This is a genomic window from Frateuria edaphi, assembly GCF_021117405.1.
GTDB classification, from domain to species: domain Bacteria; phylum Pseudomonadota; class Gammaproteobacteria; order Xanthomonadales; family Rhodanobacteraceae; genus Frateuria_A; species Frateuria_A edaphi.
Genome location: NZ_CP088251.1, coordinates 1,068,687 through 1,095,589 on the forward strand (window position 1 = coordinate 1,068,687; position 26,903 = coordinate 1,095,589).

The window sequence follows — 26,903 nt, forward strand, 5'->3', positions numbered from 1 at the left end:
CTCTCCAGGGTGGGGAGAGGGAGCAGACCGCGCGCGCCTCAGCAGTCGAAGCGCACAAGCACCGCGTCCGCTTCGACGAACTCGCCCTGCGTCGCACTGACGCTCTCGATGGTGCCGGCGCGCGGCGCCTTGAGCGCCAGCTCCATCTTCATCGCTTCCATCACCAGCAGCTCCTGGCCCTCCTCGACGCTGTCGCCGGGCTTGGCCTTGACCAGCACGATGCGGCCGGGCATCGGGGCGACGATCTGGTTGCCGCCGGCGCTTTCGGTCGACGCCCAGGCGAAGGCGGGGGCGCGCACGAAGCGGTAGCGGCGGCCGGCGGCGTCGTGCAGCAGGACGCGGCTGTCGTCGACCAGCGCACCCAGGCGCTGGGCCTCGCCGTCGAAACGGGCGCTCAGTGCATCCGCTTCCAGGCGTGCGCCGTGGACGTCGCAGGCGGCCTCGCCGTGTTCCAGCCGGTAGTCGCCACCATGACCGTGGGCCGCGATTTCGTAACGCTGCTCATGGAGCGACAGCGCTACCACGCGCTTGCCGGCGTGGCCGATGCGCCAAGCATCGGCGCTGGCCCAGGGGGAATGAGGGTCGGCTGCGTTGGACGATACGCTGCGTTCTTCCTGCAGCAGCGCCGCGGTCGCGGCGGCGAACAGCACTCGGTCGGCCGGCGGCGCTTCGCCCTGGAGGAACTCGTCCAGATGGCGGTCGAGGTAGCCGGTGTCGATGCGTCCCTCGACCACCGACGGGTGTCGCGCCAGCCGCTCGAGGAAGGCAATATTGGATTTCGGACCCACGATCTCGCATTGGGCCAGCGCCTGGCGCAGGCGCTCCAGCGCCTGCGGACGGTCGGCGTCCCAGACGATCAGCTTGGCGATCATGGGGTCGTAGAAGATGGTGACGGTGTCGCCCTCGACCACGCCGCCATCGATGCGCACGTGCTTCGACGGCGAAGGCAGGCGTAGCCGCAGCAGCTTGCCGGAACCTGGCAGGAAGTTCTGCTCCGGATCCTCGGCGTAAAGGCGCACCTCGATCGCGTGGCCGTGCGCCTTGACCTGCTCCTGCCTCAGCGGCAGCGGCTGGCCGGCGGCGACCCGCAGCTGCCACTCGACCAGGTCCAGGCCCAGCGTCTCCTCGGTGACCGGATGCTCGACTTGCAGGCGCGTGTTCATCTCCATGAAAAAGAACTCGCCATCCGCGCCGACGATGAACTCCACCGTGCCGGCGCCGACGTAATCGACCGCCTTTGCGGAGGCCACCGCGGCCTCGCCCATGGCGCGACGGCGCTCCGGGGTGAGGAAAGGCGAGGGCGTTTCTTCCAGTACCTTCTGGTAGCGGCGCTGGGAGGAACACTCGCGCTCGTTCAGATGGATCACGTTGCCGTGTGTGTCGCCGAATACCTGGAACTCGATGTGCCGCGGGTGCTCGACGTAGCGTTCCAGGATCACCCGCGTGTCGCCGAAGGCATTGGCCGCCTCGCGCTGGGCCGAGGCCAGCGCGTCGGCGAACTCGTCCTCGCCGCGCACGATGCGCATGCCCTTGCCGCCGCCGCCGGCCGCGGCCTTGATCATCAGCGGGAAGCCGGTCTTGCGCGCCTGCTCGGCGAGGTGCGGGGGTTCCTGGTTCTCGCCGTGGTAGCCCGGGACCAGCGGCACGGCGTGCTTTTCCATCAGCGCCTTGGCCGCCGCCTTGGAACCCATCGCGTCGATGCTTTCGGGCTTGGGGCCGATGAACACGATGCCCGCCTCGACACAGGCGCGCGCGAAACCGGTGTTCTCCGACAGGAAGCCGTAGCCAGGATGGATCGCCTGCGCGCCGGTGCTCTTCGCTACTTCCAGAATGGCATCGCCGCGCAGGTAGGAGTCAGCCGGGCGCGGGCCGCCGATCGGCCAGGCCTCGTCGGCCAGCCGCACGTGCTGGGCGTCCTTGTCGGCCTCCGAATACACCGCGATGGTGTGGATGCCAAGGCGCCGGCAGGTGCGGATCACGCGGCAGGCGATCTCGCCGCGGTTGGCAATCAGTACGCGCTCGAACATGCAGGGTCGGTCCCGAGTCGATGCAAAGCCCGCGAAATTAACAGATAAGACGTGTGTAGCCGATGCGCAGCGCAGCACGAGGCTGGCCGGGGAGGGCTATCATTGTCGGTCGCCGCCAGGCTTTCCCTGCAGGAGCGCCCTTGGGCGCGACCGGGGGCTCGGCGGTCGCGCCCGAGGGCGCTCCTGCAAAAGGCCCTGCGAGACACGCTTTGAAGAAGTCCGATTTCGATTTCGACCTGCCGCCCGAACTGATCGCCCAGGCACCGCTGCCGGAGCGATCGGCCAGTCGGCTTCTGTGGATGGACCCGGCCGCCGGCACGCTGGAAGACAGACGGTTCCGCGAACTGCCGTCCTTCCTGCGCCCCGGTGATTTGCTGGTGTTCAACGACACCCGCGTGCTGCCGGCGCGGCTTTACGGGCGCAAGGAATCCGGTGGCGCGGTGGAGATCCTGATCGAACGCGTCACCGGCGCGCACGAGGCCACCGTGCAGCTCGGCGTGAGCAAGAAACCGAAGGAAGGCGGCCGGATCGAGCTTGGCGACGGTAGCCATGCCACGGTGCTGGGTCGCGACGGTGCGTTCTTCAAGCTGCGCTTCGAATCGTCCGAGCCGCTGGAAAAGCTGCTCTCGAAATTGGGCGAGATGCCGCTGCCGCCCTACATCCAGCGCCATGCCGATGCCGCCGACATGGAGCGCTACCAGACCGTCTATGCCCGCGAGCCGGGCGCCGTGGCCGCGCCCACCGCCGGCCTGCACTTCGACGAACCGCTGCTCGAGCACCTGCGCGAGCTGGGCGTGGACACCGGCTACGTCACGTTGCACGTGGGCGCCGGTACCTTCCAGCCCGTGCGCGTGGAGGACATCCACCAGCACACGATGCACCGCGAATGGCTCAACGTGGGCGCCGCGCTGGTGGAGAAGATGCGTCGAACGCGCGCGGCCGGCGGGCGGGTGATCGCGGTGGGCACCACCGTGGTGCGGGCCCTGGAAAGCGCCACGATCGACGGGCAGGTGCATCCGTTCGCCGGCGAAACCCAGATCTTCATCTTCCCGGGCTACCGCATCACCAGCATCGACGGCCTGATCACCAATTTCCACCTGCCGCAGTCGACGCTGCTGATGCTGGTGTCGGCGCTGGCCGGACGGGAGTTCGTGCTGGAGGCGTACCGGCATGCGGTGCGGGAGCGGTACCGGTTCTTCTCCTATGGCGATGCGATGCTGATCCTGCCGCGCGCCTAGGCCCTCTCCCCGAGGGAAGAGGGAGCAGGGGCGTGGCAATGCGATAATGCCGCGATGACTTCCATGACTTTCGAACTGCTGGCCCGCGACGGCGCGGCCCGCCGCGGCCGCCTGGCCTTCGGCCGTGGCACCGTCGAGACGCCCGCCTTCATGCCCGTGGGCACCTACGGCTCGGTCAAGGCGATGACCCCGCGCGACCTCACGGAGCTCGGCGCCGAGATCATCCTGGGCAACACCTTTCATCTCTACCTGCGCCCGGGCCTGGAGATCGTGGAGAAGTTCGGCGGCCTGCATCGCTTCATCGGCTGGGACAAGCCGATGCTCACCGACTCGGGCGGCTTCCAGGTCTTCTCCCTGGCGCACAAGCGCAAGCTCGCCGAGGACGGGGTGACTTTCGCCTCGCCGGTGGACGGCTCGAAGGTGTTCCTGTCGCCCGAGGTGTCGATGAAGATCCAGACGGTGCTGGATTCGGACATCGCCATGATCTTCGACGAGTGCACGCCTTATCCGGCCACGGAGAAGCAGGCCGCGGACTCGATGGAGATGTCGCTGCGCTGGGCGGAACGCTCGCGCCGCGCGTTCGACGAGCTGCAACGTGCCCGTTCAAAGCCGCCCAATGCCCTGTTCGGCATCGTGCAGGGCGGCGTGTACGAACCGCTGCGCCGCCGTTCGGCGGAGGGCCTGGTCGGCATCGGCTTCGACGGCTACGCGGTCGGCGGCCTGGCCGTGGGCGAGCCGGAGGCCGAGCGCAATCACACGCTGGACTTCACCGTAGGCCTGTTGCCCCAGGACAAGCCGCGCTACCTCATGGGCGTGGGCCGGCCCGAGGACATCGTCGAGGCGGTACGCCGCGGCATCGACATGTTCGACTGCGTGATGCCCACCCGCAACGCACGAAACGGCTTCCTGTTCGTGCCCGAGGGCACCCTGCGCATCCGCAACGCCAAGTACGCCGACGACACCCGCGTGATCGAGGATGGCTGCGACTGCTATGCCTGTGCCAACGGCTTCAGTCGCGCCTACCTGCGCCATCTCGACCGGTGCAACGAGATACTGGCCAGCCAATTGGCCACGCACCACAACCTGCGCCACTACCATTGGCTGATGGCCGGGCTGCGCGAGGCGATCGCCACCGGGGCACTGGAAAGCTTCGTTGCCGCGTTCTACGCCCGCCGCCAGGGCGCCGCGGCATAGGATCCCTTGCAGGAGCGCCCTTGTGCGCGACCGCCATGTCGGCCGAGCCTCCGACCCTCGGTGGATGGATGTGCGGTCGCGTCCAAGGGCGCTCCTGCAAGGTCGACGCGCGCCGGCCGGGAACTTCCCTTCAGGCCTGCTTACCAAGGCGCGGAGCTTGCAAACGCCGGTCCGCGCCGCCATGCAGGAACGCGTGAAGCCGCCGTGCATGCCCTTGGGGTGCATGGCATAATCCAAGACCTTTTTCTGGCGCGGAGGGGAATTTCCTGTCCACGCCGCTACTTGCAGGATGAAACGATGAGCCTTCCGATGTCCCTGGTGATCGCCCAGGCTGCTCCCGCCGCTGCACCGGGCAACCCGCTTTTCAGCTTCCTGCCGCTGATCGCACTCTTCGTCATCTTCTATTTCCTGATGATCCGGCCGCAGATGAAGCGCCAGAAGGAGCATCGCAACATGGTCACGGCGCTGGCCAAGGGCGACGAAGTCGTCAGCAACGGCGGCATCGCCGGACGCGTGGAAGAGGTGGGCGAAAGCTTCCTGACCGTCGAGATCGCGCCGAACGTCAAGATCAAGCTGCAGAAGGGCGCCATCTCGCAGGTGCTGCCCAAGGGCACGCTGAAGTCGTCCTGACGAGGCCAGCCAGGCCATCCGCCGCGGCCGAGGGGGTCGCGGCCTTCGAAGTAACAAGAAACGGGCTTCCCAGGCATGAGTGACTTTCCACGCTGGAAATACGCGCTGGTCGCGTTGGTATTGCTGTTCGGCATCGTCTACGCGCTACCCAACGCCTTCCCGCCGGTACCCTCGGTGCAGGTGCTCGCCACCCATGGCGCGCCGCTCGATGCCTCGGTCAAGCAGAAGGTCGCCGACGCGCTGACCGCGCAGAAGGTGTCCTACAGCGGGCTGGCGATCGAGGGCGACCACCTGGTGGCCGACTTCCCCAACGCCGACGTACAGGCCAAGGCGGCCGACGTGGTCAAGGGCGCGCTGGGCGACAACTACACCGTGGCGCTCAACCTCGCCTCGACCGTGCCCGGCTGGCTGCGCGCGATCCATGCCAACTCGATGCCGCTGGGCCTGGACCTGCAGGGCGGCGTGCACTTCCTGATGGCGGTGGACCAGAACGCCGTCGTCGACAAGCAGGAAGAGCGCTATGCCGACGACATCCGCAGCCTGCTGCGCGAGAAGAACATCCGCTACGAGTCGGTCGCCCGCAACGCCCAGCGCGGCCAGGGCATCGGCGTGGTGCTGCGCTCCGCTGCCGACCGCAGCGCCGCCACCGATGCGATCACCACCGAGTATCCCGACCTGCTGGTGCAGGATGGCGCCAGCACCGGCGACCGCTTCCTGCTGACCGCCTCGGTCAAGTCCGAGAAGCTGCGCGAGTTGGCGCTGGCCACCATCCGCCAGAACACCGCCACGCTGCGCAACCGCATCAACGCGCTGGGCGTGTCCGAGCCGCTGATCCAGCAGCAGGGCGAGGACCAGATCGTGGTCGAGCTGGCCGGCGTGCAGAATCCGGCCGAGGCAAAGAAGGTGATCGGCGCGATCGCCACACTTGAATACCGTGCCGGCATCGGCTACCCCGGTGACCCGCGTGCCGTCGAGGCCGCGCGCACCGGCAACGTCCCGCCGGATGCCAATCTCTACTACCAGCGTGGCACCAACCAGCCGGTGCTGGTCAGCAAGCGCATCATCGCCACCGGCGACGAACTGGTGGACGCATCCTCCGGTGTCGACCAGCAAAGCGGCACGCCCAAGGTGGACGTGACCCTGAGCGCCTCGGGCGCCAAGAAGATGCTCGACTTCACCAGCTCCAGCGTCGGCAAGCCGATGGCGGTGGTGTACGTGGAGACCGTCTACGACACCAAGATCGTCGACGGCAAGGAAGTGCACATTCCGCACACTACCCAGGAAGTCATCAGCGACGCGACGATCCAGGGCGTGTTCGGCAAGCAGTTCCAGACCACGGGTCTGAACAGTCCGAAGGAAGCCTCCGAGCTGGCGTTGCTGCTCAAGGGCGGCTCGCTGGCCGCGCCGATGAACATCGCCTCGCAGTCGGTGATCGGCCCGAGCATGGGCCAGGACAACATCGAGAAGGGCCTGCGCGCGGTGCTGCTGGGCCTGGGCCTGGTGCTGCTGGCCGCGGCGATCTACTACCACCTGTTCGGCCTGGTCGCCGATATCGCGCTGTTCTTCAACCTGGTGATCCTGGTCGCCGTGATGTCGATGATCGGCGTGACCCTGACCATGCCGGGCATCGCCGGCATCGTGCTGACGCTCGGCATGGCGATCGACGCCAACGTGCTGATCTGCGAACGCGTGCGCGAGGAACTGCGCAATGGCTCCAGCCCGCACGCGGCCATCCGCGCCGGCTACGACAAGGCCTGGTCGACCATCCTGGACGCCAACGTCACCCACCTGATCGCGGCGCTGGCGCTCACCACCATGGGCTCGGGCCCGATCAAGGGCTTCGGCGTGACGCTGCTGATCGGCATCCTGACCTCGATGTTCACCTCGGTCACCGTGACCCACGCGATCACCGCGTTGATCCACGGCAACCGCAAGCTCAAGACGCTGTCGGTGTAGGAACCTCAATGGAAATCTTCAACCACAACAGCAACGTCCCGTTCCTGCACTGGCGCAAGATCAGCATCGTCATCGCGGCGCTGCTGATGATCGCCTCGGTGGGCCTGCTGCTCACCCGCGGCCTCAACTACGGCCTGGATTTCACCGGCGGCATCTCGGTCGAGGTCAAGTACGACCGCACGATCGACATCGGCGATGTGCGCACGGCGCTGGACGAGGCCGGCATCGAAAACCCGGTCGTGCAGAGCCTGGGTGGTTCGCGCCAGGTGCTGATCCGCCTGCAGCCCAAGGCTGACGGCAAGGACGGCGCGGCGGGCCCTGGCGAGAGCGCCTCGGCGCGTGCGGACAAGGTCGCCGCCAGCGTGATGGCCGCGCTCAAGAAGGAGCGCCCCGACGCGGTGGAAAGCAGCCACAGCTTCGTCAGCCCGCAGGTCGGCGACGAGCTCAAGAGCGACGGCTCGATCGCGGCGATCTTCGTGATCATCGGCATCGGCGTGTACCTGTGGATCCGCTTCGAGCGCCGCTTCGCGATCGCCGCGCTACTGACCGAAGTGCACGACACGCTGGTGACCCTAGGGGTGATCTCGCTGGTGCAGCGCGAGTTCGACCTGACGGTGCTGGCCTCGGTGCTGGCGGTGATCGGCTACTCGATCAACGACAAGGTGGTGGTGTTCGACCGCATTCGCGAGCTGTTCCGGCTCTCGCGCAAGGCCGAACCGGAGGAGATCCTCAACCGGTCGATCAACACCACGCTGTCGCGAACCATCATCACCTCGTTGTTCACCGGCATCACGATGGCCGCGCTTTACTTCATCGGCGGTCCCCAGGTGCACGGCTTCGCCATCACCATGCTGATCGGCATCGTGGTCGGTACGCTGTCCTCGATCTTCGTGGCCAGCCCGATCCTGCTGTGGCTGGGCGTGTCCAAGAAGGACCTGATGCCGCAGACCAAGGACAACCCGGAGCTCGCCCGGCGGCCTTGAATTGCCCGTATCCCGCGAATAAAGCCCGGCCATGCGCCGGGCTTTTTTGTTGGTTTGTCGCGAGGTTGGCCTCCAAAACGCCATCCGGGCAACTCCCCTGCCGGCGCGGGGGAAGGCGCCCGAAGGCGGATGGCAGGCTCCTCCTGGGGCACGCGGCAACGGTGATCCCATCCGCACCTTCGCCCGTTCAATTTTTCCCTCGGTCGACCGATAACCCGGAGTGATTGGAAGGCGTCGCGCGCCCGGAGTGGGAAATGCTGGTTCTGGTTGGAACGTTGGTCGTCATCGGCTGCGTGCTCGGCGGCTATGTCATGTCGCATGGACAGCTGCTGGCGCTGTGGCAACCCTACGAGCTGCTGATCATCTTCGGGGGCGCGATCGGCGCTTTCCTGACGGCCAATTCCAGCAAGGTCGTCAAGGCGGCTCTGAGCGAGGCGGCGGCCCTGGTGAAGGGTCCCAACTACAAGAAGCAGGACTACGTCGACCTGCTGGCGTTGCTGTATGACATCTTCGGCGTCATGCGCAAGGAAGGCGTGCTCGGGATGGAGTCGCACATCGAGGACCCGCAGTCGAGCGCGGTGTTCTCGGCCTACCCGCGGCTGCTTCGCGAGCACCACCTGGTCGAGTTCATCACCGACTGCCTGCGCCTGATCGTGGGCGGCAGCATGGAGCCGCACGAGCTGGAAGCCTTGCTGGACGCCGAGGTCGAGAACCACCATCACGAGGCGGAGGCGCCGGCGCAGGCAGTGGCCAAGATGGCGGACGCTTTGCCGGGCTTTGGCATCGTCGCGGCGGTGCTGGGTATCGTCACCACCATGTCCAACCTGGGCGGGGATACCTCGCGTATCGGCGAGCACATTGCCGGCGCGCTGGTCGGTACCTTCCTGGGCATCCTGCTGTGCTACGGCTTCATCGGGCCGGTCGCGGCGGCGATGGAAAGCCGCGTGCGCGAGGACGGCAAGGCTTTCGAGTGCGTCAAGGTGGCGCTGATGGCCAATCTGCGCGGCTACAACCCGAAAGTATCGGTGGAGTTCGCGCGCAAGGCGCTGTCGGCGCACTCGCGCCCCAATTTCCAGGATCTCGAGGACCACCTCAAGGGCGCCCGCGCCGGAGCCGGCGCATGAGCGAAGGAGGCGGCCCGCCCATCATCATCAAACGGGTGAGGAAACAGGCGCACGGCCACCATGGTGGCGCCTGGAAGGTGGCCTACGCCGACTTCGTCACGGCGATGATGGCGTTCTTCCTGGTGATGTGGATCCTGGGCGCCGGCACGCGCGAGCAGAAGGCGGCGATCTCCGAATACTTCCGCAATCCCAGCATGACGCCGGGCAACGCCACCGTTGCGCCGCCAGGGCGCATGGGCCCCGGCGGCGCCAGCGACGCGGCGGTACAACTGGGCGGGGCGATGGATCTCTCGCACGGGCCCGGCAAGGATCGCCACAATGGTCCGTCCGCGCCGGTATCCAAGGAGGCGCTCGAAAAGCGCGCGCGCGAACAGGAAAAAGCGCGGCTGCAGGAGCTGATGCAGCAGTTGCATGCCGCGATCCAGAACAGCCAGGCGCTGGCGCCATTCAAGGACCAGCTGCTGCTGGACATCACCTCCGAAGGGCTGCGCATCCAGATCGTGGACAAGCTCAACCGGCCGATGTTCGACCTGGGCAGCGCGCAGTTGAAGGATTACACCCGCGCCATCCTGGGTGAACTCGGCACCTTCATCAATCGCGTGCCCAACCGCATCAGCATCACCGGACACACCGATGACGCGCCGTACGCCAACGAGCGCGACTACAGCAATTGGGAGCTTTCCACCGACCGCGCCAACGCGGCCAGGCGCGCGTTGCTCGCAGGCGGCATGACCAAGGGCAAGACCGCGCGTGTGGTCGGCCTGGCGGCTTCGGTGCCGCTGGACAAGGCGCACCCGGACAACCCGATCAACCGGCGGATCAGCATCATCGTGATGACCAAGGAAGCCGAAGCGGCGGCCTTGTCGCAGGATGTGGTCGACACCCGCCCCACGCAGGACTCACCAACCGCTTCGGTGCAGGCGCCGCCCGCGCCGGCGACCGATGCGATACGTGTTTCCGCGCATCCCGAGGTCACCATGCCCAGCGGCGCCTCCCTGCCGGCTGCGCCGGTCGCTGCCACGGCGTTGCCGGTGCCGCCCACGCTGCGTCCTGCTGGCCGCTAGGCGTCGCCCTGGCGCCACCTCTTGGGAGCACACTTGTGAGCGACGTTCCGCCAGGACAAAAATCGCGCGGCGATAGCGGGAACGGACCCCATCCCCGGTCAACCCTCTCCTTGACCGAGAGGCTCCAAGACATTCAGGGGTCGCACCGACAAGGCCGCCCGCGTCCGGCGAGTGATGCCTAGGCCCAGGCCCGCCGCGACTCGCGATAGGGCGGGTAATACGCGAACACGTGGTTCGGGCTGCCGTAGAAGTCCATGTCCTCGATGTGCTCGCCGCCCAGCCGCTCGGCCACCCGGTCGGAGGCCTCGTTGCCGATGCGCACCAGGCTGATCACGCGGACCGCGTGCAACTGGTTCCAGGCGAACTCGAGGATGGCCTGGCCGGCCTCGGTGGCATAGCCCCGGTGGCGGAATTCGGGCTTGAGCATCCAGCCCAGTTCCAGGTCGGGCCAGCCTTCCGGATACATCAGGCCAGCACGGCCGATGAACTGCCCCGTGTCCTTGAGCTCCAGCGCCCACATGCCGCAGCCGCGCAATTCCCAGTGTCCCAGCAGCATGGCGAGCGAGCGCCAGGCGCTGGTACGGTCCAGCGGCTGGCCATCGCCGATCCAGCGGGTGCTGTCCGGGTCGGCGAGCATGAGGGCGTAGTCGTCGAAGTGGCGCGCAGCCAGCGCGGTCAGGCGCAGGCGCGGCGTTTCGAGGGTGGGAATATCGGACATCGTCGTTGGAGCAGCGGCCGTTACTTGAGCAATCGGCTCAGCGCACGTGTACTTGAGGCCAGGCTCTCGGCCCAGTCGTACCCGACGATCTTCTCACCGGTGGCCGTGTCGATAAAGTCCTCCGCCTGGCCTGGTGGCAGCAAATGGCGGTAGTCCACGGTGAGCTCGGTGCCGGCGGGCAGGTCGGCCCATGCGAACACGAAGCCCAGGTGCCACAGGCCGGTGGGCTCGAAACTGTGGTTGATGTAGCACTCGTCCGGCCAATCGGGCGACAACGTATAGCGGTCCTCGAACCAGCGCGCGCTGGCGTAGGCCATCTCCGGCCGAGCGGCCAGATCGGCGGCACTCCATGTGCGGTCGATCGCATCCGGTGCGGTGACGATGCGCCCCGCGGCCACGTCCTCTTCAAGGAACAGGCCCTTGCCGGCGCCGCCGATGGTGGAAGCGGCAATGCGATAGCGCGGAAGGATCATAGTGGTCCGGCGGCGTGGAAAGCGCGCGAGTGTAGCGCACAGGCGACGTTGCGCTGCCTGCGAGCCGGCCACCTGGCAGCGGCCACCAGGTGCCCATCCTTGGGCGGTGACCTGCCACTGCCATGGCTGGAGGAGCGCTCCGCGCTCCCGAAAGGGCCGGGGATGGGGCGTCGGCGGGGAGCGTGAGCCCGCTTTGCCCAGCCTTTCCCCGGGACGGTTTCCCGGGGAGTCGGTCGAAGAGCGCGCTGGCAATCAGCCCTTGGCGCCTGCCTTGGCCTTGTGGTGCACGCTCTTCTTCGCCGGGGTCGACTTCGGCGGCGGCAAGTCGCCACTGAAGCGGATGGCGTCGTGGTTGCGCTCGAGTGTGCCCTTGCCGATGCCCTTGACCTGGGCAAGGTCTTCCACGCGCTTGAACGGACCGTGCGCCTGGCGCCAGGCGACGATTGCCTGCGCCTTGGACTGGCCGATGCCATCCAGCGACTTGGCGATGGTTGTGGCATCGGCCTTGTTGACGTTTACCGGCGTGGCGGCGAACGCCGGCAGCGCGAACGAGGCCGCGACGGCGAGTGCGACGAGCAGCTGGCGGAACTTCGACTGCATGGTTTTCCCTCCCTGGGATGCGTTGGACGGCACCGTTGCCGTCCGGCAAGTGTGGCCGCGGGCGGGAGCGGCCACAGTCGGCCGGGGGCCACGCGGCCGGGCAGGCTCGGTCGCCGGCCCCTGTGGGCGGTAGCCGACGCCGTGTGGGCCCTGACGGGCGGTACCGGTGCCGCTGGTACACTAGAGGGCTTCCCGCATGCATTTAAGGAGTCTCGCCCATGGATACCGCACGCCTGTCCGGCTTCATCGGTGGTTTGTGGGACGACGAGATCGTGCCGCAGCTTGTCGAGTACATCCGCATCCCCAACAAGTCGCCGATGTTCGACGCCAAATGGGTCGAGCACGGCTACATGGACCAGGCGGTGGCCCTGCTGGAGCGCTGGGCGCGCGGCAAGCTGGCCTCGCTCAAGGGCGCCACGCTCGAAGTGGTGCGGTTGCCGGGGCGCACGCCGCTGATCTACATCGACGTACCGGCCACGCTGGCCGATTGCCAGGACACCGTGGTGCTCTACGGCCACCTCGACAAGCAACCGGAAATGACCGGGTGGGCCGAGGGCCTGGGCCCGTGGACGCCGGTGATCAAGGGCGACAAGCTCTACGGCCGCGGCGGTGCCGACGACGGCTATGCGATGTTCGGTTCGCTGTCGGCGCTGCTGGCGCTGGCCGAGCAGGGCGTGCCGCACGCGCGCTGCGTGATCATGATCGAGGCGTGCGAGGAATCGGGCAGCTACGACCTGCCCCATTACGTGGACCACCTGTCCGCGCGCATCGGCCATCCTTCGCTGGTGGTCTGCCTGGATTCGGGCTGCGGCAACTACGACCAGCTATGGCTGACCACCTCGCTGCGCGGCATGACCGGCGGCGAGCTGACCGTGCAGGTGCTGGAGGAGGGCGTGCACTCGGGCGACGCTTCGGGCGTGGTGCCCTCGAGCTTCCGCATCCTGCGCGAGATCCTCTCGCGGCTGGAAGATCCGGCCACCGGCAGGATCAAGCCGGAAGAGCTCTACGTGGAGGTCCCGCCGCAGCGCATCGAGCAGGCACGCCGATCCACCGAGGTTCTGGGCGAGGCGGTGTACGACAAGTTCCCGTTCGTCGAGGGCATGCAGCCGGTGACCAAGGATCTGGTCGAGCTGGTGCTCAACCGCACCTGGCGTCCGCAGCTGGCGGTGACCGGCGTGGGCGGCATGCCCGCGCTGGAGAGCGCGGGCAACGTGTTGCGCCCGTTCACCGCGGTCAAGCTCAGCCTGCGCGTGCCGCCGACGCTCAACGGCGCCAAGGCCGGCAAGTTCCTCAAGGAGCTGCTGGAGAAGGATCCGCCCTACGGCGCCAAGGTCACTTTCAAGCTGGAGAAGGACGGCAGCGGCTGGAACGCGCCGCAGCTGTCGGCGTGGCTCGAAAAGGCGGTGGCCGAGGCTTCCGAGCACTATTTCGGCGCCCCCGCCGCATACATGGGCGAGGGCGGCTCCATTCCGTTCATGGGCATGCTGGGCGAGAAGTTCCCGCAGGCGCAGTTCCTGATCACCGGCGTGCTGGGCCCGCATTCCAATGCGCACGGCCCGAACGAGTTCCTGCACATCCCCACCGGCAAGAAGGTGAGCATGGTGGTGGCCGAGGTCGTCGCCCGCCACGGCGAGCAGGCCCGCAAGGGCTGAGCCCATGAGCGGGCCGGCCGACACGCTCGCCGCCCGCTGGGCCGAGGTCCGCGCGCGCGTGGACGCGGCCTGTCGCGCGGCGGGCCGCGATCCGGCGGAGGTCACCGTGCTTCCGGTCAGCAAGACCTTCGGGCCGGAAGTGGTGCGCGAGGGGGCAGCGCTCGGCCTCAATCGCTTTGGCGAGAACAAGGTGCAGGAGCTGCGCGAGAAGAGCGCCGCGCTGGCCGACCTCCCGCTGGAATGGGTGCTGATCGGCCACCTTCAGACCAACAAGGCCAGGGACGTGGCGCGGCTGGCGAGCGAGGTGCAATCGCTGGACCGGCTCGAGCTGGCGGAGGCGTTGCATCGGCGCCTGGAGACCGAAGGTCGCACGCTCGACGTGCTCGTGCAGGTCAAGACCTCGCCGGAGAAAAGCAAGCACGGCCTGCCGCCGGAGGAACTGCCGGCGTTCCTCGATTGCCTGAGCCACTACCCCACGCTGCGCGTGCGCGGGCTGATGACCATGGCCGTGCAATCGGACGATGCCGAGGCGGTGCGTGCCTGTTTCCGACAGTTGCGCGAACTACGCGATGCCGCGGTGGTGCAGGGGCATGCACTGCCGCGCCTGTCCATGGGCATGAGCGGGGACTTCCCGCTGGCGATCGCCGAGGGCGCCACCGAAGTGCGGATCGGTACCGCGATCTTCGGTCGCCGGTGAAACCCGCCAGGGGATCAGGCGCCTGCCTGCCTCCTGTGCTCCCAATCACACCGCTGCGTGAACGTTTCGAAACGCCGGGGTCTACTTAACGTCAATCGAACATCCAGGCCAGGGCCCTTTGCTAACGTCGGATCCCTCGCCATACCGCCGCGGCGGCCATGGCCAAGCCCCGACCTGCAAAGGGATTTTCCCGCATGCCCTTCCAGCGCCTGATCGCAACCGCCGCCTTGTTTGCCGCGTTGCTTGCGATCGCGCCTGCGCATGCCGTCGAACGCACCGTCCCGACGCCCGCTGTCGCGCCGCTGCTGGCTCCGTTGCCGCTTGCCAACCTGGCGCCGGCGCTGGCCAACGCTACGCTGCCAGCCGATCCTTCCGCGCTGGTAGCGGCGTCGACGACGGATGAGGGTCCGGCCGACGAGGCTTCCCGCCTGCGCCAGGCGCTGGTCGCGCTGGCGATGCAGCTTCGCGACATCCGCTACGTCCGTGGCGGTCACTCGCCGAGCACCGGGTTCGATTGCAGCGGCTTCGTCCGCTACGTGTTCGCGCACGCGATCGGCCTGCGCCTGCCGGCCAATTCGGCCCGGCAGTTCCTGGCCGGCGCCAAGGTCAAGCGCGGCGACATGCAGCCCGGCGACCTGGTCTTCTTCCACACCCGCGGCAAGAAGCGCATCTCGCACGTGGGCATCTACCTGGACAACGGACGTTTCATCCACTCGCCCTCGGCGGGCAAGTCGGTGGAGGTTTCCAGCCTTGATGAGGCTTACTGGTCCAAGCGGTTCGCTGGCGCGCGCCGTCCCGAAGGCATCGCGCAGAACGGTTGAAGGGGAAACACCACGGGGGTTTCCGCAGTCGGGCCGCCAACAGGCGGCCTTTTTTCATGGCTAGGCCCAGATCCCGGCGCATCCTTCCATTCCGGCCTGCGGCCTGCAGCGCGAGCGTCCGGGTTTGGTGGCGCACCGATCCTTTCATTCCCGTTCCTGGGTGAGCGCAGGCCGCAGGGCGGCATCGAAGCGCCCCAGGTGCCCGACGGTCTTGCCTTGCGCAATCGTGTTTGCGCTACCCTCGCGAGGTTCTCACCGGATCGACCATGCCTTTCCAACTCCCGCCCGTCACCCGCAATCTGCTCATCGCCAACGTCGCCGTCTACCTGCTGCAAATGCTGCTGGGGGACGTGCTCGTCATGCACTTCGCGCTGTGGCCGTGGGGTCCGGATCATTTCCTGCCGACGCCCGAGGGCATGGTCGCGATCGGTTTCCGGCCGTGGCAGCTGGTGAGCTACGCGTTCATGCACGGTGGCCTGGAGCACATCGCCTTCAACATGCTCGCGCTGTACATGTTCGGCGGGCCCATCGAGCGGTTGTTCGGCGGTCGCGAGTTCCTGCTCTACTACTTCGTGTGCCTGATCGTCGCGGCGCTGGCGCAGCTGATGGTCGTCCAATGGTTCACCCATGGCTTTTATCCGACGCTGGGTGCATCGGGCGCCATCTTCGGCCTGCTGCTGGCGTTCGGCATGATGTATCCGCACGAGAAGATGATGTTGATCTTCCTGCCCGTGCCGATGCCGGCCTGGCTGTTCGTGACCGGCTACGCCGTGATCGAGCTGTTCCTGGGCGTGACCGGCACGCAGGCAGGCGTGGCCCATTTCGCCCATCTCGGTGGCATGCTTGGCGGCTACATACTGATCGAGTACTGGCGCGGGCGGCTGCCGATCAAACCCCGGCGCCGGTTGATGCGTTGACCTTCCTTTTCCTGACGGGCCCCACATGAGCGAACATCTGCAGCGGCAGCTCACGCCGCGCCACATCACCTTCATGGCCCTTGGCATGTGCATCGGCGCGGGCCTGTTCCTGGGCTCGGCCAGCACCATCAAGCTGGCCGGGCCGTCGGTGCTGATCGCCTATCTGTTCGGCGGCGCGATGATCTTCGTGATCATGCGAGCGCTGGGCGAGATGGCCGCGCACGAGCCGATCGCCGGTTCCTTCAGCGCCTACGCGCACAAGTATCTGGGACCTTACGCCGGGTACCTGACCGGCTGGAACTACTGGGTGCTGATGATGGGCGTGGGCATCGCCGAGAGCACGGCGGTGGGCATCTACATGAAGGACTGGTTCCCCGAATTGCCGCAATGGATCTGGGCGTTCGCTTCCGTGGTGATGATCGGCGGCCTGAACCTGATGGCGGTGAAGGTCTATGGCGAGATGGAATTCTGGTTCGCCTTGATCAAGGTACTCACCGTGGTGCTGATGATCCTGGGCGGATTCGGGATCATCTGGCTGGGTTGGGGCAACGGCGGGCAGCCGGTGGGCATTTCCAACCTGTGGACCCACGGCGGCTGGTTCCCCAACGGCTTCACCGGCATGGTGCTGGCGCTGCCGGTACTGGTGTTCTCCTTCGGCGGCATCGAGACGATCGGCATGGCCGCCGCCGAGGCCGCGCATCCGGAGCGCACGATCCCGAAGGCAGTGAACTCCGTGATCTGGCGCATCCTGATCTTCTACATCGGCTCGCTGTTCGTGATCATGGCGATCTACCCGTGGAACGAGCTGGGTACGCAGGGCAGCCCGTTCGTCACCACGTTCGCCAAGCTGGGGATTCCACAGGCGGCGGGGTTGATCAATTTCGTGGTGATCACCGCCGCGCTGTCGAGCTTCAACTCGACCACCTTCAGCGGCAGCCGCATGCTGCACAGCCTGGCGACCAAAGGCCAGGCGCCGGCCGCGATGGGGAACCTGAGCGCGAGCGGCGTGCCGGTTCGCGGGGTGCTGGTGACGATCTTCTTCCTGCTGCTTGGCGTGGTGATGAACTACCTGGTGCCCGAGCGCATCTTCGGCATGATCATGTCGATCCTGGCGTTCAACACCGTATGGACCTGGGGCACGGTGCTGGTGGCGCATTGGCGTTTCCATCGCCGCCAGCCCGAACCGCTGCCGTTCCGGCTTCGCCTGTGGCCGTTCTCCAGCCTGTTGGCGCTGGCCTTCCTGGCGTTCGTGCTGGTGATGCTCGGCTACAGCCCCGATACGCGCGTGGCGCTCTACGTCGGCGCGGGCTGGGTGGCCTTGCTGACCCTGGCGTACTGGGGTTTCGGCATAGGCCGGCGCATGCGCTCGGCGCTCGTGACGGTCTGACACAAACCCGTGATCCAGGGCAGGCTTCAGCCCACCAACAAGCTTGCGAAAATGGAAGGTGGGCTGAGCCCACCTACGGATCAGCCGAGCGCGAACTCCACCGCCGCGGCCGCATGCAGCGCCGCGGTGTCGAACACCGGAACGCCCGCGTCGGCGTTGCCCAGCAGCAGGCCCAGCTCGGTGCAGCCGAGGATCGCGCCCTGCGCGCCGGCGCGGACGCCGTCCGCAACGAGTTGCAGCAGGTATGCCCGTGCCTGCGGGCGGAACTGGCCGGCGCAGAGTTCTTCGTAGATCACCCGGTGTAGCTCGGCCCGTTCCGCGGGTCCGGGCACCAGGCAACGCACGCCGTGGTCGCGCTGCATGCGTTCGCGGAAGAACGGCTGTTCCATGGTGAAGGCGGTGCCGAGCAGCAGCACGGTATCCAGCCCCTGTGCGCGGATCGCGCGGCCGGTGGCGTCCACGATGTGCAGCAGCGGCAGCGGCGTGGCCGCCGCCACCACGTCGGCCACGATATGCATGGTGTTGGCTCCGATCAGGAGGCAATCGGCGCCACCGGCTTGCAGGCGGCGCGCGGACTCGGCCAGCAGCGCGCCGGCGCCGTCCCAGTCGCCGGCGCGCTGGCAGGTGGCGATGACGGAAAAGTCCAGGCTGTCCAGCAGCAGGCGCGCGGAATGAAGCGGACCCAGGCGGTCGCGTACGCCGCGGTTGATCAGGCGGTAGTACTCGACGGTCGATTCCCAGCTCATGCCGCCGATCAGGCCGATGGTGCGCATGCGGTCTTCCTCCGGATGGAGCGGGCAGTGTACGTGCGCGGCGCCCAACGACGCCGCCTACCTGCAGGAGCGCACCGGGATGGATGGCGGTCACGCACGGGTGCGCTCCTACAGGATGTCCCGCCGAACGGATCAGCGCAGGGCGAGGAAGTCCGGGCTGGCGACGAAGCGGACGGCGTCCAGGCGCAGGCGCGATTGTGGCAGCGCGCCGAGCAGGGCCTGGCGTTCGGCGGCAAGGGTGGCGATTTCCGCCGGATTGATCGACGGGTTGACCTCCCGCAGTGCGCGCAGGCGGGCCAGCTCGGCATCCAGTTCGGCGGTTGCCTGGGCGACGGCTTCGGCGATGTGCTCCTGCGCCCGCTGGCCGGCGATGGCCTCGGCTTTCTCGAGCATCGGCGGCACGAGCTTGGCGAGGAACTTGCGGTAGCGCGGCACCTCGATGTTGCGGTCGGCCGCCTTGCGCACGGCCGCTTCGCTGGGTTCGAAACCGGCGCGCTCGGCCAGTCGCGTGTCGATCGTGACCACCAGCGGCAACGCGGGCAGGAAGCGCTCGGCGTCCAGCGCCCGGTCGGCCACGCATTCGAGCAGGAACACGGCCTGGAGCAGCGCGCTGCGCGGTGGCAGCGCGTCGTCGACCATGAACGCGGCGTTGCCCTGTTCGCCCGAAAGCGCGAGGTCCAGCGCGCCCTGCACCAGCGGATGGTCGAAGCGCAGCAGCGGAAGCTCCTCGCGCGCCAGCGCCACGTCGCGGGCGAAGGTCGCCGACACCGGACCTTCGGCAAAGCCGGGCAGCGCGTCAGTGGAAAGGTATTGCGGGTCGAGCAGCAGCACGTTGCCGCCCAATTCCTCGGCGTGGATGCCGAAGGCCTCCAGCAGGCGTTGCACGTAGGCGTCGCGCGAGGGGTCGACATCCTCGCGGCGGAAGGCCTGGCCCAGTTCGTCGGCATGCGGGTCGCGGCTCGCGGCCAGTTCCAGCAGATGGTCGCGGCCGGCGCGGATCAGCGCGGCCAGTTCCTCGTGCGTGGCGCGGGTGTCGGCGATCAGCGCATCCAGTTCCTGGTCGCGGCTGTCGGCGTTGCGCGCATGTTCGGCGGCCAGTTGCACCAGCGGCTCGCCGTAGCGGCGCAGCAGCTCGCGCCCGTCGGCGGGGCTGGAACGGAACGCATCGATGCCCTCGTCGTACCAGCGCGCGAGTACGTGTTGCGCACTGTCCTGGACGGCGAGGATGTGGATGGCGATGTCGTGGACCTGGCCGATGCGGTCCAGGCGGCCGATGCGCTGTTCGAGCAGGTCCGGATCCAGCGGCAGGTCCCACAGGATCAACCGGTGCGCGAACTGGAAGTTGCGTCCTTCCGAACCGATCTCCGAACAGAGCAGCAGGCGCGCGCCATCGGGCTGCGCGAAGTAGGCGGCGTTGCGGTCGCGCTGCACGATGCCCAGGCCTTCATGGAAGCGCGCGATGCCCGCGCCGGTGCGGGTACGCAGCGCTTCCTCCAGCGCCAGGACCTTGGCCTGGCTGCGGCAGATCAGCAGGAACTTGTCCTGCGGGTGTGCGTCGAGGAGGGTTACCAGCGCCTCCAGGCGGGGGTCGTTCGCGTATTCCAGTTCGAGCGCCGGCGCCGGCTGCTGGATGTCGGCGTGGAATTCGGCCAGCAGCACCTGGCGGGCGTTCTCGTCCAGCGCGTCGGCATCGATCAGTTGCCACTCGGGCACGCGGCGCGGGAAGCCGCCGATGCCGGCGCGGCGATTGCGGAACATCGCGCGGCCGGTGCCATGGCGGTCGATCAATGCGTCGAGCAGGTCGCGCGCGGAAGCCGGCGTGCCGGTGCCATCCAGCTGCGCGAGCAGGCCCGCGTCGCCGGCGAAGATCTCGCGCAGTGCGTCGCGCTGGGCGTCGTCGAGCGGCTCGCCGGATTGCAGTCGGTCTGCAATCGGCGAGAGCGCCTGGAAGCGCTCGGCTTCGGCCAGATAGACGTCCAGATCGTGGTAGCGCTGCGGATCGAGCAGACGCAGGCGGGCGAAGTGGCCACTGCGGCCGAGCTGCTCGGGCGTGGCGGTAAGCAGGATCACGCCAGGCGTCTTTGCCGCCAGCTGTTCGACCAGCGTGTAGCGCGGGCTGGCCGCATCGGGCGTCCAGGCCAGGTGGTGCGCTTCGTCGACGATCAGCAGGTCCCACTCCGCTTCCACCAGCTCTCTCGCGCGCTTGGGGTTTTCCTCCAGGAAGCGGAAGTCGGCGATGACCAGTTGCTCGTCCTCGAACGGATTGCGCCCGTCGCCGGACTGCTCCAGCGCCTCGCAGCGTTCCTCGTCATAGATCGCGAAGCTCAGGTTGAAGCGGCGCAACAGCTCGACGAACCACTGGTACACGAGCGTGTCCGGCAGCAACACCAGCACGCGCGAGGCGCGGCCGGTGGCGAGCTGGCGGGCGAGGATCATGCCCGCCTCGATGGTTTTTCCCAGACCCACTTCATCGGCCAGCAGGACGCGAGGCGGGCGGCGCGAAGCGGCGATGCCGGCAACGCGCAGCTGGTGAGGCACCAGGCCGATGCGTGATGCTTCCAGGCCCCAGGTCGGCGAGCGGCGCGCCTGGGCGCGGCGGCGCAGGCCCTCGAGGCGCAGGTCGAATTGCGCCACGGTATCCGTGCGTCCGCCGACCAGGCGATCGTCGGCCTGGCTCACGCTCTGCTCGTCATCGAGCTGGCCTTCGTGCAGCTCGCGGCCCTCGCCGCGGTAGATCAGGAGGTCTTCCTTGATCTCCACCCGCTCGACCAGGAAGGCCAGGCCCTTGCCAGCCACGCGCTGGCCGGGGCGGAATTCGGCGCGTACCAGCGGCGCGGAGTCGGCCGCGTAGGGGCGCAGCACGCCGGCCTTGGCGAAGAGCACCTGCACGCCGCGGCCCTCCACCCGCAGGACGGTGCCCAGGCCCAGTTCGGGTTCGGCGGTGGAGATCCAGCGTTGACCAGGTACGAACATCGTGCTGCCGGGTTGCAGAAGGGGCGCCGATTATCCGCTCCCCGCCGTGTAGAGGGAACCGCCACGCAATTGCTCTTGCAGGAGCGCCCTTCGGCGCGACCACGTTATGGCCAGCAGGGATGCCCGCGGTCGCGCCCAAGGGCGCTCCTGCAAGGGATCATGTCTCAGACCAGCGGCGCAGCAGGTTGTGATAGACGCCAGTGAGCTGCAGCAGCGCATCGGCGTCGGCGCCGCTTTGTGTCAGGCGCTGGATCGAGCTGTCCAGTTCGAGCAGCAACTGGCGCTGGGCATCGTCGCGCACCAGGCTTTGCGCCCACAGGAACGCCGCCACGCGCGCGCCGCGTGTCACCGGCTGCACGCGATGCAGACTGCTGGACGGATAGACGATGGCATCGCCCGCGGGAAGCTTGACCTCGTGCTCGCCGTAGAGGTCGTTGATGACGAGCTCGCCACCGTCGTATTCCCCAGGCTCGCTGAGGAAAAGCGTGCACGAGACGTCCGAACGCAGCTGGCCGCCGTCGGGCAGGGCCATCACCGCACCGTCCACGTGGGAGCCGTAGTGCCCGCCGCCCTCGTAGCGGTTGAAGCGTGGCGGCAGCACGCGTTGCGGCAATACCGCGGCGTGGAAGAGCGGATGGCGCGCCAGCGCGTCCAGTACCTCGCGACCGAGCTCCCGCCGCAGCGGCGAGGTTTCCGGCAGCTGCTGGTTGCGCTTGACCTTCGCGCCCTGCGGCCCGACGGTTTCGCGGCCGTCCGTCCAGGTGGCGCCGTCCAGTGCCGCACGCATGCGCGCGACCTGCCCGCGATCCAGCACGTTGGGAATGTGCAGCAGCATGGCGGTGCCCCTGGTCCTAGAACCGGATGTTCGCGGTCAGCATCGCGGCGCGCGGCGTGCCCGGCGTGTAACGGTAGCCGCTCTTGTTGATGGCCGCGACGTAATGGCGGTCGAACAGGTTGTAGAGGTTCAATTGCAGGTCGACGTGGCGGTTGACCGGCAGGCTCGCCATGGCGTCGAACACCCAATAGGAGCCCGTGGTCTCGGGCGTGCCGATGGCGCCATCGGTGCCGCGCTTCATCGCGCCCGCATAGCGCGCGCCGCCGCCGACGGTGAGGCCGAAGGGCAGGTGACAGGTGGACCACGCGGTGAACGCGCTGCGCGGCGTGTAGGCCAGGTCGCTGGAGCCGTCGTTGCTGACTGCCGCACCGTCGGTAACCTTGGCGTCCATGGTGGTGAAGCCGGCGCTCACGCCCCAGTCGTCGGTGATCCGGCCGACGATGCCCAGTTCGATGCCCTGCACCCGCTTGCGGCCGGTCTGGTAGTACTGCTCGTCGACTGGATCCTGGGTCAGTTCGTTGCGCACCACGGTGCGGTAGATGGCAGCGGTGAGCAGCAGGCGCTGGTCGAGCAGATCCCACTTGGTGCCAAACTCCGTGGTGCTGGCCCGCTGCGGATCGAGCGTCGGGTTGTCGGCGCTGCGCGCCGAACTGCTGAACAAGAGCGTGTTGCCGCCGGGCGGCTCCTGCGAGACGGCGAAGTTGGCGTAGATGCTGCCATTGGGTGCGGGCTTGTACAGCACGCCCAGCTTGCCGTTGGGCAGGGTGTCGACGATGCGCGCGGCGAGGCCCGGGACCGGCGTGCCGGCCGGCAACGTGCCGCATTCGGGGCTGTTGCGCTCACCGCAAAGGGCGACGCTGTCGAAGCGGGTGGTGTAGCGGTCAAGGCGCGCGCCGGCGGTGACCTGCCAGCGCGGGCCGAACTTCAGCGTGTCGAACACGTAGACCGCGGCGGTGTCGGTGGTGCCGGTGTTCCATGCGCCGGTTTCGCCGTAGCGCAAACCGCCCACGTGAGGATCGGGGTGATAGAGGTTCGCGGCCGGCCAGGTGCTTCCGTCCAGCGGCGCGACGTCGATGTCGGAGGCTTTCTCCTCACTGACTTCCAAGCCCGTGCTGAGGTTGTGGATCACTGCGCCCGTGGCGAAGTTCGCGGTGAGGTTGGCCTGATCGGTCAGGATGCGGTTGGTTTGGCGCTTGAAGGTCGGCAGGCTGCGTGCGATGGCCCAGGTCGACGGATCGGCCAGGTCCGGCGTGAGCAGGTTGTCCGCGTCGGCGCGGAAGGACGTCAGCAGGTAGTCCTGGTGCGTGCGGCCCCAGCGCGTGGTGTTGCGCAGGGCGACATCGGGGCTGAACTCATGTTCGACGATCAGCGTCAGCATGTCCGCGGTGACGCGGTCGTGGTCCTGCGCCGTGCCGTAGAAGTTCTCGCTGTCCACGCGCGGTGCCTGGCCGATGTGCGGCCGGGCGGGATCGGGGCTGGTGTAGCCGGGCAGGCCGAGCGTCGGTATGCCGCCGTCGGGCACGTTGTCCTGCTTGATGTGCAACGCATCGAGGAAGACACGCGTGGGCGTGCCCAGGCCGAACGCCAGCGAGGGTGCCAAGCCCCAGCGGCGATTGCGCACGTGGTCGCGGCCGGGCACGCCGCTGTCCTGGCCGACGACGTCCAGACGGAACGCACTGTGGTCGCCGATTTGCCGGTTGAGGTCGACGGTGGCGCGCTGCTGCTGGCTGCTGCCGTAGGCCAGCGAGCCGCTGGCGCGATCGGTGAGGATCGGCTGCCGGGTGACCATGTTGATTGCGCCGGTCGGCGCGGTGCGGCCGTATTCGGTGCCGTCCGGGCCCTTGGTCACTTCGACCTGTTCGATGTTGAACAGGTCGCGCGAGATCGAGCCCAGGTCACGAACGCCGTCGACGAAGATGCTTCCCGAGGTATCGAAGCCGCGCATGTAGATGCCGTCGCCGGTGGTGGTGCTGCCGTTCTCGCCGACGTAAAAGGTGCCCACGCCCGGGCTGTTGCGCAGCGCTTCGGTCAAGGTCGTCGCGCCCTGCTGCTCGAACAGGTCGCGGGTGATGATGCCGATGGTCTGCGGGGTGTCCAGCAGCGGCTGGGTGAACTTGGGCGAGTCCACCATGTCGGCCCGGTAGTCCGCGCCACGCGTCGCGTTGACCTCGATGCCGGGGAGACGCTTGGCGTCGCGCACCTGCGGATCGCTGGTGTCACTACCGCCGGCGTGAGCGGGCGCGGCGAAGGCTAGGCCGGTGAGCAGGCCCGCGGCCATGCCGCGGGTCAGCGCGGAGGGACGGGCGGGATGCTTGCGACTGGTGATGCCTGCCATGGGGGTCCTTGTCTGGCGGATGCGTCAAGTCGCGAAGCTTAATGAGAACGATTTGCAATAACAAGACGAAAACCAGAGGCGGTGATGGGCTTCAGTCCATCCGTGGGTCGCGGTGCGCTGTACCAGGTGGCCTGAGCCCAGCTACGGGGCGTCCGGGAGTGGGGCGGTGCGGCAACAAAAAAAAGGCCCCGCCGGAGCGGGGCCTTTTCATCCTCCCAACGGAGGATGACGCGTTACCAGATCTTCACCTGCTTGTCGCCGGAGCGGACCATCGCGTCGCCCGGCTTGCACTGGAACGCAGTGGCGAACGCGTCCATGTTGGACGGCGCACCGATCGCGCGCAGCGAGGCGGGGGCATGCGGGTCGGTATTGAGGCGCAGCAGCGCTTCCTTCTCGCGGATATTGCCGCGCCACACGCGGGCCCAGTTGAGGAAGAAACGCTGGTCTTGGGTGTAGCCGTCGATCTTCGACCCGGCTTCCTCGGTGTTCTTCTTCAGCGCCATCTGCAGCGCGTCATAGGCCGCGTTCAGGCCGCCCAGATCGCCGATGTTCTCGCCCAGCGTCAGCTGGCCGTTGACGTGTGCGTCCGGCTTGTCCTTGATCGGGGTGTAGGCGTTGAACTGCTGCACCAGCTTGTCCGCGCGCTCATCGAACTTGGCACGGTCGGCCTTGCTCCACCAGTTGACGTTGTTGCCTTCGCCATCGAACTGGCTGCCCTCGTCGTCGAAGCCGTGACTGGCCTCGTGGCCGATCACCGCGCCGATGCCGCCGTAGTTGATCGCGTCGTCGCCGTTGGCATAGAAGAACGGCGGCTGCAGGATCGCGGCCGGGAAGTTGATCGTGTTGTCGGTCGGGTTGTAGTACGCGTTGACCGTCTGCGGGGTCATGCCCCATTCCTTGCGGTCGGTCGGCTTGCCGATCTTGTTGGTGTCGTACTGGTAGTTGAACTTGGCGGCAGCCATCACGTTGCCGTAGTAGTCGCCCTGCTTGATGTCCAGGCCGGACCAGTCACGCCACTTCTCGGGGTAGCCGATCTTCGGCAGGAAGGTGCTCCACTTGGCGATCGCCTTGGCCTTGGTTTCCGGGCTCATCCAGTCGAGGTTCTCGATGCGCGCCTTCAGGGCGTTGCGCACGTTGTCGACCAGCACCTGCGCGCGCTCCTTCGCTTCGGGCTTGAACATCTTGTCGACGTAGAGCTGGCCCAGCGCCATGCCCATCGAGCCGTTGACCGCGCCGAGCACGCGCTTCCAGCGCGCCTTCTGTTCGGGCTGGCCCGACAGGGTCTTGCCGTAGAAGTCGAACTTGTTGTCCTGGAAGGACTTCGACAGCAGCGGCGAAGCGTCGTCGATGACGTGGAAGCGCAGGTAGGACTGCCACTGGTCGATCGGCGCGCTGGCGAGCAGCTTGTCGAACTCGACGAAGAACTTCGGCTGCGACAGCGAGAAGCCCTTGTCCACCTTCACGCCCTGGGCGTCGAAGAATTTCTCCCAGCTGAAGTGCGGGGTGAGCTTGTCCGCTTCCTTGACGCTGACGAAGTGGTACTGGTGCTCGGGCGTGCGCAGTTCGACCGGGGCGAACGAGGCGGCCGCCAGCTTGGTTTCGAATGCCATTACCTGGCCGGCCTGCTTCTTGGCGTCGGCCGAGGGCACGCCGGTCAGTTCGAGCGACTTGGCGATGTAGTCCAGGTACGCGCTGCGCTGCTCGGCGTACTTGGCGTCGGTATAGTAGTCCTTGGTCGGCAGGCCCAGGCCGCTCTGGAAGGTGTAGCCGATCTGCATGGAGGCGTTCTTGAAATCGGCCCCCGAGCCGAACGCGAACACCTGCATGTCGCCGTTGCTGAAGCTCTTGTTGAGGTAGTCGGCCACGTCGTTGCCGTTCTTCAGCGCGGCGATGGCGTCGAGCTTGGGCTTGATCGGATCGAAGCCGGCCTTCTCGATGGACGCTTCGTCCATGCCCGAGGCATACAGGTAGCCGATCTTCTGCTGGATCGAGCCGGCCTGTGCGCTGGCGGCGTTCTTGGCCGCGGCGTCGACGATGTCGTGCTGGGTGTTGAGGCTGTCCTCGGCCAGCTTGTCGAACGCGCCCCAGCGGGTGCGGTCGGACGGGATCGGGTTGGCGGCGACCCACTTGGCGTTGACGAACTGGTCGAAGTCCGTGCAGGCCTCGTTCATCGCGCCCAGCTCGCTGACGTCGAACACGCTCTTCGGCGCGCCGGCCATCGCGGTGGTGCCGGCGGCGGCGGGTGCGCTGCTGCTGGCGGCAGGGTTCTGGCCGGCCTCGTGCTTGCCGCACGCGGTCAGCGACAGCGCCAGGCTCACCGCGAGCGCCAGCGGCTTCAGATACTGCTTGGACATGGATTTCCCTCTGTGTGTTTGCGCCGTTCGGCGGTTGCGTTGTTGCCGGCCGCGTCCCCCACGACGCGGCCATGACCGGCCACGCTAGGCCATTGGTCATGGGCCAGACAGTGTCAAAGGTCAGGGGTCGGGAAAGGGAAGGTGAGAAGGAA

General features: G+C 67.5%; 21 protein-coding genes. 12 read left to right on the forward strand and 9 right to left on the reverse strand.

The genetic code is table 11. The features are described 5' to 3' along the window. Window positions 1–38: 38 nt before the first annotated feature. Complete coding sequence (locus tag LQ772_RS04930) at window positions 39–2,027, reverse strand: acetyl-CoA carboxylase biotin carboxylase subunit (RefSeq protein WP_231324569.1); 1,989 nt, start codon at window positions 2,025–2,027, stop codon at window positions 39–41. A gap of 209 nt (window positions 2,028–2,236) precedes the next feature. Between LQ772_RS04930 and queA the strand changes: the two genes are divergently transcribed. The 7 genes from queA to motB all read left to right on the forward strand — a co-directional run bounded on the left by queA (window position 2,237) and on the right by motB (window position 10,216). Beyond that, window positions 2,237–3,265 carry a tRNA preQ1(34) S-adenosylmethionine ribosyltransferase-isomerase QueA gene (gene queA / locus LQ772_RS04935; protein ID WP_231324571.1) on the forward strand — a complete coding sequence of 343 codons (1,029 nt, stop codon included), beginning with the start codon at window positions 2,237–2,239 and terminating at the stop codon, window positions 3,263–3,265. Window positions 3,266–3,319: 54 nt separating this feature from the next. Next, a complete protein-coding gene (gene tgt, locus LQ772_RS04940; RefSeq protein WP_231324573.1) occupies window positions 3,320–4,459 on the forward strand; it encodes a tRNA guanosine(34) transglycosylase Tgt in 1,140 nt (379 codons plus the stop codon). Between the two features lie 297 nt (window positions 4,460–4,756). Further along, window positions 4,757–5,089, forward strand: coding sequence for a preprotein translocase subunit YajC (yajC, locus tag LQ772_RS04945; protein WP_231324575.1), 333 nt, complete (start codon window positions 4,757–4,759; stop codon window positions 5,087–5,089). Between the two features lie 75 nt (window positions 5,090–5,164). Continuing rightward, window positions 5,165–7,045 carry a protein translocase subunit SecD gene (gene secD / locus LQ772_RS04950; protein WP_231324577.1) on the forward strand — a complete coding sequence of 627 codons (1,881 nt, stop codon included), beginning with the start codon at window positions 5,165–5,167 and terminating at the stop codon, window positions 7,043–7,045. Window positions 7,046–7,053: 8 nt separating this feature from the next. Then, window positions 7,054–8,028: a protein translocase subunit SecF gene (gene secF, locus LQ772_RS04955; protein WP_231324579.1), complete on the forward strand. Its 975-nt coding sequence runs from the start codon at window positions 7,054–7,056 to the stop codon at window positions 8,026–8,028. Window positions 8,029–8,282: 254 nt separating this feature from the next. Continuing rightward, window positions 8,283–9,152 (forward strand): flagellar motor stator protein MotA, encoded by an 870-nt coding sequence (motA, locus tag LQ772_RS04960; RefSeq protein ID WP_231324581.1) that lies wholly within the window; start codon window positions 8,283–8,285, stop codon window positions 9,150–9,152. Beyond that, window positions 9,149–10,216: a flagellar motor protein MotB gene (gene motB / locus LQ772_RS04965; RefSeq protein WP_231324583.1), complete on the forward strand. Its 1,068-nt coding sequence runs from the start codon at window positions 9,149–9,151 to the stop codon at window positions 10,214–10,216. The genes motA and motB overlap by 4 nt, the downstream gene beginning before the upstream one ends. Before the next feature lie 178 nt (window positions 10,217–10,394). Here the strand turns inward: motB and LQ772_RS04970 are convergent, their stop codons facing one another. The 3 genes from LQ772_RS04970 to LQ772_RS04980 form a co-directional block, all read right to left on the reverse strand. Then, window positions 10,395–10,934 (reverse strand): GNAT family N-acetyltransferase, encoded by a 540-nt coding sequence (locus LQ772_RS04970; protein ID WP_231324585.1) that lies wholly within the window; start codon window positions 10,932–10,934, stop codon window positions 10,395–10,397. A gap of 20 nt (window positions 10,935–10,954) precedes the next feature. After that, window positions 10,955–11,407, reverse strand: coding sequence for an SET domain-containing protein-lysine N-methyltransferase (locus LQ772_RS04975; RefSeq protein ID WP_231324587.1), 453 nt, complete (start codon window positions 11,405–11,407; stop codon window positions 10,955–10,957). Between the two features lie 252 nt (window positions 11,408–11,659). Next, window positions 11,660–12,007: a ComEA family DNA-binding protein gene (locus LQ772_RS04980; protein ID WP_231324588.1), complete on the reverse strand. Its 348-nt coding sequence runs from the start codon at window positions 12,005–12,007 to the stop codon at window positions 11,660–11,662. Between the two features lie 218 nt (window positions 12,008–12,225). On the opposite strand from LQ772_RS04980, the gene LQ772_RS04985 reads away from it, so the two are divergent. From LQ772_RS04985 to LQ772_RS05005, 5 genes are all read left to right on the forward strand, one after another. Then, window positions 12,226–13,659 carry a M20 family metallopeptidase gene (locus LQ772_RS04985; RefSeq protein ID WP_231324590.1) on the forward strand — a complete coding sequence of 478 codons (1,434 nt, stop codon included), beginning with the start codon at window positions 12,226–12,228 and terminating at the stop codon, window positions 13,657–13,659. Window positions 13,660–13,663: 4 nt separating this feature from the next. Further along, window positions 13,664–14,356, forward strand: coding sequence for a YggS family pyridoxal phosphate-dependent enzyme (locus tag LQ772_RS04990; protein ID WP_231324592.1), 693 nt, complete (start codon window positions 13,664–13,666; stop codon window positions 14,354–14,356). A gap of 194 nt (window positions 14,357–14,550) precedes the next feature. Continuing rightward, on the forward strand, window positions 14,551–15,177 hold the full coding sequence (locus tag LQ772_RS04995) for a C40 family peptidase (RefSeq protein WP_231324594.1): 627 nt from the start codon (window positions 14,551–14,553) through the stop codon (window positions 15,175–15,177). A 266-nt stretch (window positions 15,178–15,443) separates the two neighbouring features. Next, entirely contained in the window at window positions 15,444–16,094 is a 651-nt protein-coding gene (locus LQ772_RS05000; protein ID WP_231324595.1) for a rhomboid family intramembrane serine protease, read from the forward strand. Window positions 16,095–16,119: 25 nt separating this feature from the next. Further along, window positions 16,120–17,481: an amino acid permease gene (locus tag LQ772_RS05005; protein WP_231324596.1), complete on the forward strand. Its 1,362-nt coding sequence runs from the start codon at window positions 16,120–16,122 to the stop codon at window positions 17,479–17,481. 80 nt (window positions 17,482–17,561) lie between these two features. Here the strand turns inward: LQ772_RS05005 and LQ772_RS05010 are convergent, their stop codons facing one another. From LQ772_RS05010 to LQ772_RS05030, 5 genes are all read right to left on the reverse strand, one after another. Continuing rightward, window positions 17,562–18,254 carry an aspartate/glutamate racemase family protein gene (locus LQ772_RS05010; protein ID WP_231324597.1) on the reverse strand — a complete coding sequence of 231 codons (693 nt, stop codon included), beginning with the start codon at window positions 18,252–18,254 and terminating at the stop codon, window positions 17,562–17,564. Between the two features lie 132 nt (window positions 18,255–18,386). Then, a complete protein-coding gene (rapA, locus tag LQ772_RS05015; protein ID WP_231324598.1) occupies window positions 18,387–21,227 on the reverse strand; it encodes an RNA polymerase-associated protein RapA in 2,841 nt (946 codons plus the stop codon). Between the two features lie 157 nt (window positions 21,228–21,384). Beyond that, window positions 21,385–22,062 carry a Fe2+-dependent dioxygenase gene (locus tag LQ772_RS05020; protein ID WP_231324599.1) on the reverse strand — a complete coding sequence of 226 codons (678 nt, stop codon included), beginning with the start codon at window positions 22,060–22,062 and terminating at the stop codon, window positions 21,385–21,387. Between the two features lie 16 nt (window positions 22,063–22,078). Then, window positions 22,079–24,397: a catecholate siderophore receptor Fiu gene (locus LQ772_RS05025; protein WP_231324600.1), complete on the reverse strand. Its 2,319-nt coding sequence runs from the start codon at window positions 24,395–24,397 to the stop codon at window positions 22,079–22,081. Window positions 24,398–24,630: 233 nt separating this feature from the next. After that, entirely contained in the window at window positions 24,631–26,751 is a 2,121-nt protein-coding gene (locus LQ772_RS05030) for a M13 family metallopeptidase (protein ID WP_231324601.1), read from the reverse strand. Between the last annotated feature and the right edge of the window lie 152 nt (window positions 26,752–26,903).

Excerpts from the sequence above, each read along its gene's own strand:
- LQ772_RS04975 (WP_231324587.1), bottom strand. The coding sequence starts at position 11,407 with ATGATCCTTCCGCGCTATCGCATTGCCGCTTCCACCATCGGCGGCGCC.
- motB (WP_231324583.1), top strand. The coding sequence starts at position 9,149 with ATGAGCGAAGGAGGCGGCCCGCCCATCATCATCAAACGGGTGAGGAAA.
- motA (WP_231324581.1), top strand. The coding sequence starts at position 8,283 with ATGCTGGTTCTGGTTGGAACGTTGGTCGTCATCGGCTGCGTGCTCGGC.
- LQ772_RS04930 (WP_231324569.1), bottom strand. The coding sequence starts at position 2,027 with ATGTTCGAGCGCGTACTGATTGCCAACCGCGGCGAGATCGCCTGCCGC.
- LQ772_RS04985 (WP_231324590.1), top strand. The coding sequence starts at position 12,226 with ATGGATACCGCACGCCTGTCCGGCTTCATCGGTGGTTTGTGGGACGAC.
- secD (WP_231324577.1), top strand. The coding sequence starts at position 5,165 with ATGAGTGACTTTCCACGCTGGAAATACGCGCTGGTCGCGTTGGTATTG.
- LQ772_RS05005 (WP_231324596.1), top strand. The coding sequence starts at position 16,120 with ATGAGCGAACATCTGCAGCGGCAGCTCACGCCGCGCCACATCACCTTC.
- LQ772_RS04990 (WP_231324592.1), top strand. The coding sequence starts at position 13,664 with ATGAGCGGGCCGGCCGACACGCTCGCCGCCCGCTGGGCCGAGGTCCGC.
- LQ772_RS05030 (WP_231324601.1), bottom strand. The coding sequence starts at position 26,751 with ATGTCCAAGCAGTATCTGAAGCCGCTGGCGCTCGCGGTGAGCCTGGCG.
- LQ772_RS05025 (WP_231324600.1), bottom strand. The coding sequence starts at position 24,397 with ATGGCAGGCATCACCAGTCGCAAGCATCCCGCCCGTCCCTCCGCGCTG.
- rapA (WP_231324598.1), bottom strand. The coding sequence starts at position 21,227 with ATGTTCGTACCTGGTCAACGCTGGATCTCCACCGCCGAACCCGAACTG.
- LQ772_RS05010 (WP_231324597.1), bottom strand. The coding sequence starts at position 18,254 with ATGCGCACCATCGGCCTGATCGGCGGCATGAGCTGGGAATCGACCGTC.
- LQ772_RS04995 (WP_231324594.1), top strand. The coding sequence starts at position 14,551 with ATGCCCTTCCAGCGCCTGATCGCAACCGCCGCCTTGTTTGCCGCGTTG.
- LQ772_RS04970 (WP_231324585.1), bottom strand. The coding sequence starts at position 10,934 with ATGTCCGATATTCCCACCCTCGAAACGCCGCGCCTGCGCCTGACCGCG.
- tgt (WP_231324573.1), top strand. The coding sequence starts at position 3,320 with ATGACTTCCATGACTTTCGAACTGCTGGCCCGCGACGGCGCGGCCCGC.
- LQ772_RS05000 (WP_231324595.1), top strand. The coding sequence starts at position 15,444 with ATGCCTTTCCAACTCCCGCCCGTCACCCGCAATCTGCTCATCGCCAAC.
- LQ772_RS05020 (WP_231324599.1), bottom strand. The coding sequence starts at position 22,062 with ATGCTGCTGCACATTCCCAACGTGCTGGATCGCGGGCAGGTCGCGCGC.
- LQ772_RS04980 (WP_231324588.1), bottom strand. The coding sequence starts at position 12,007 with ATGCAGTCGAAGTTCCGCCAGCTGCTCGTCGCACTCGCCGTCGCGGCC.
- secF (WP_231324579.1), top strand. The coding sequence starts at position 7,054 with ATGGAAATCTTCAACCACAACAGCAACGTCCCGTTCCTGCACTGGCGC.
- yajC (WP_231324575.1), top strand. The coding sequence starts at position 4,757 with ATGAGCCTTCCGATGTCCCTGGTGATCGCCCAGGCTGCTCCCGCCGCT.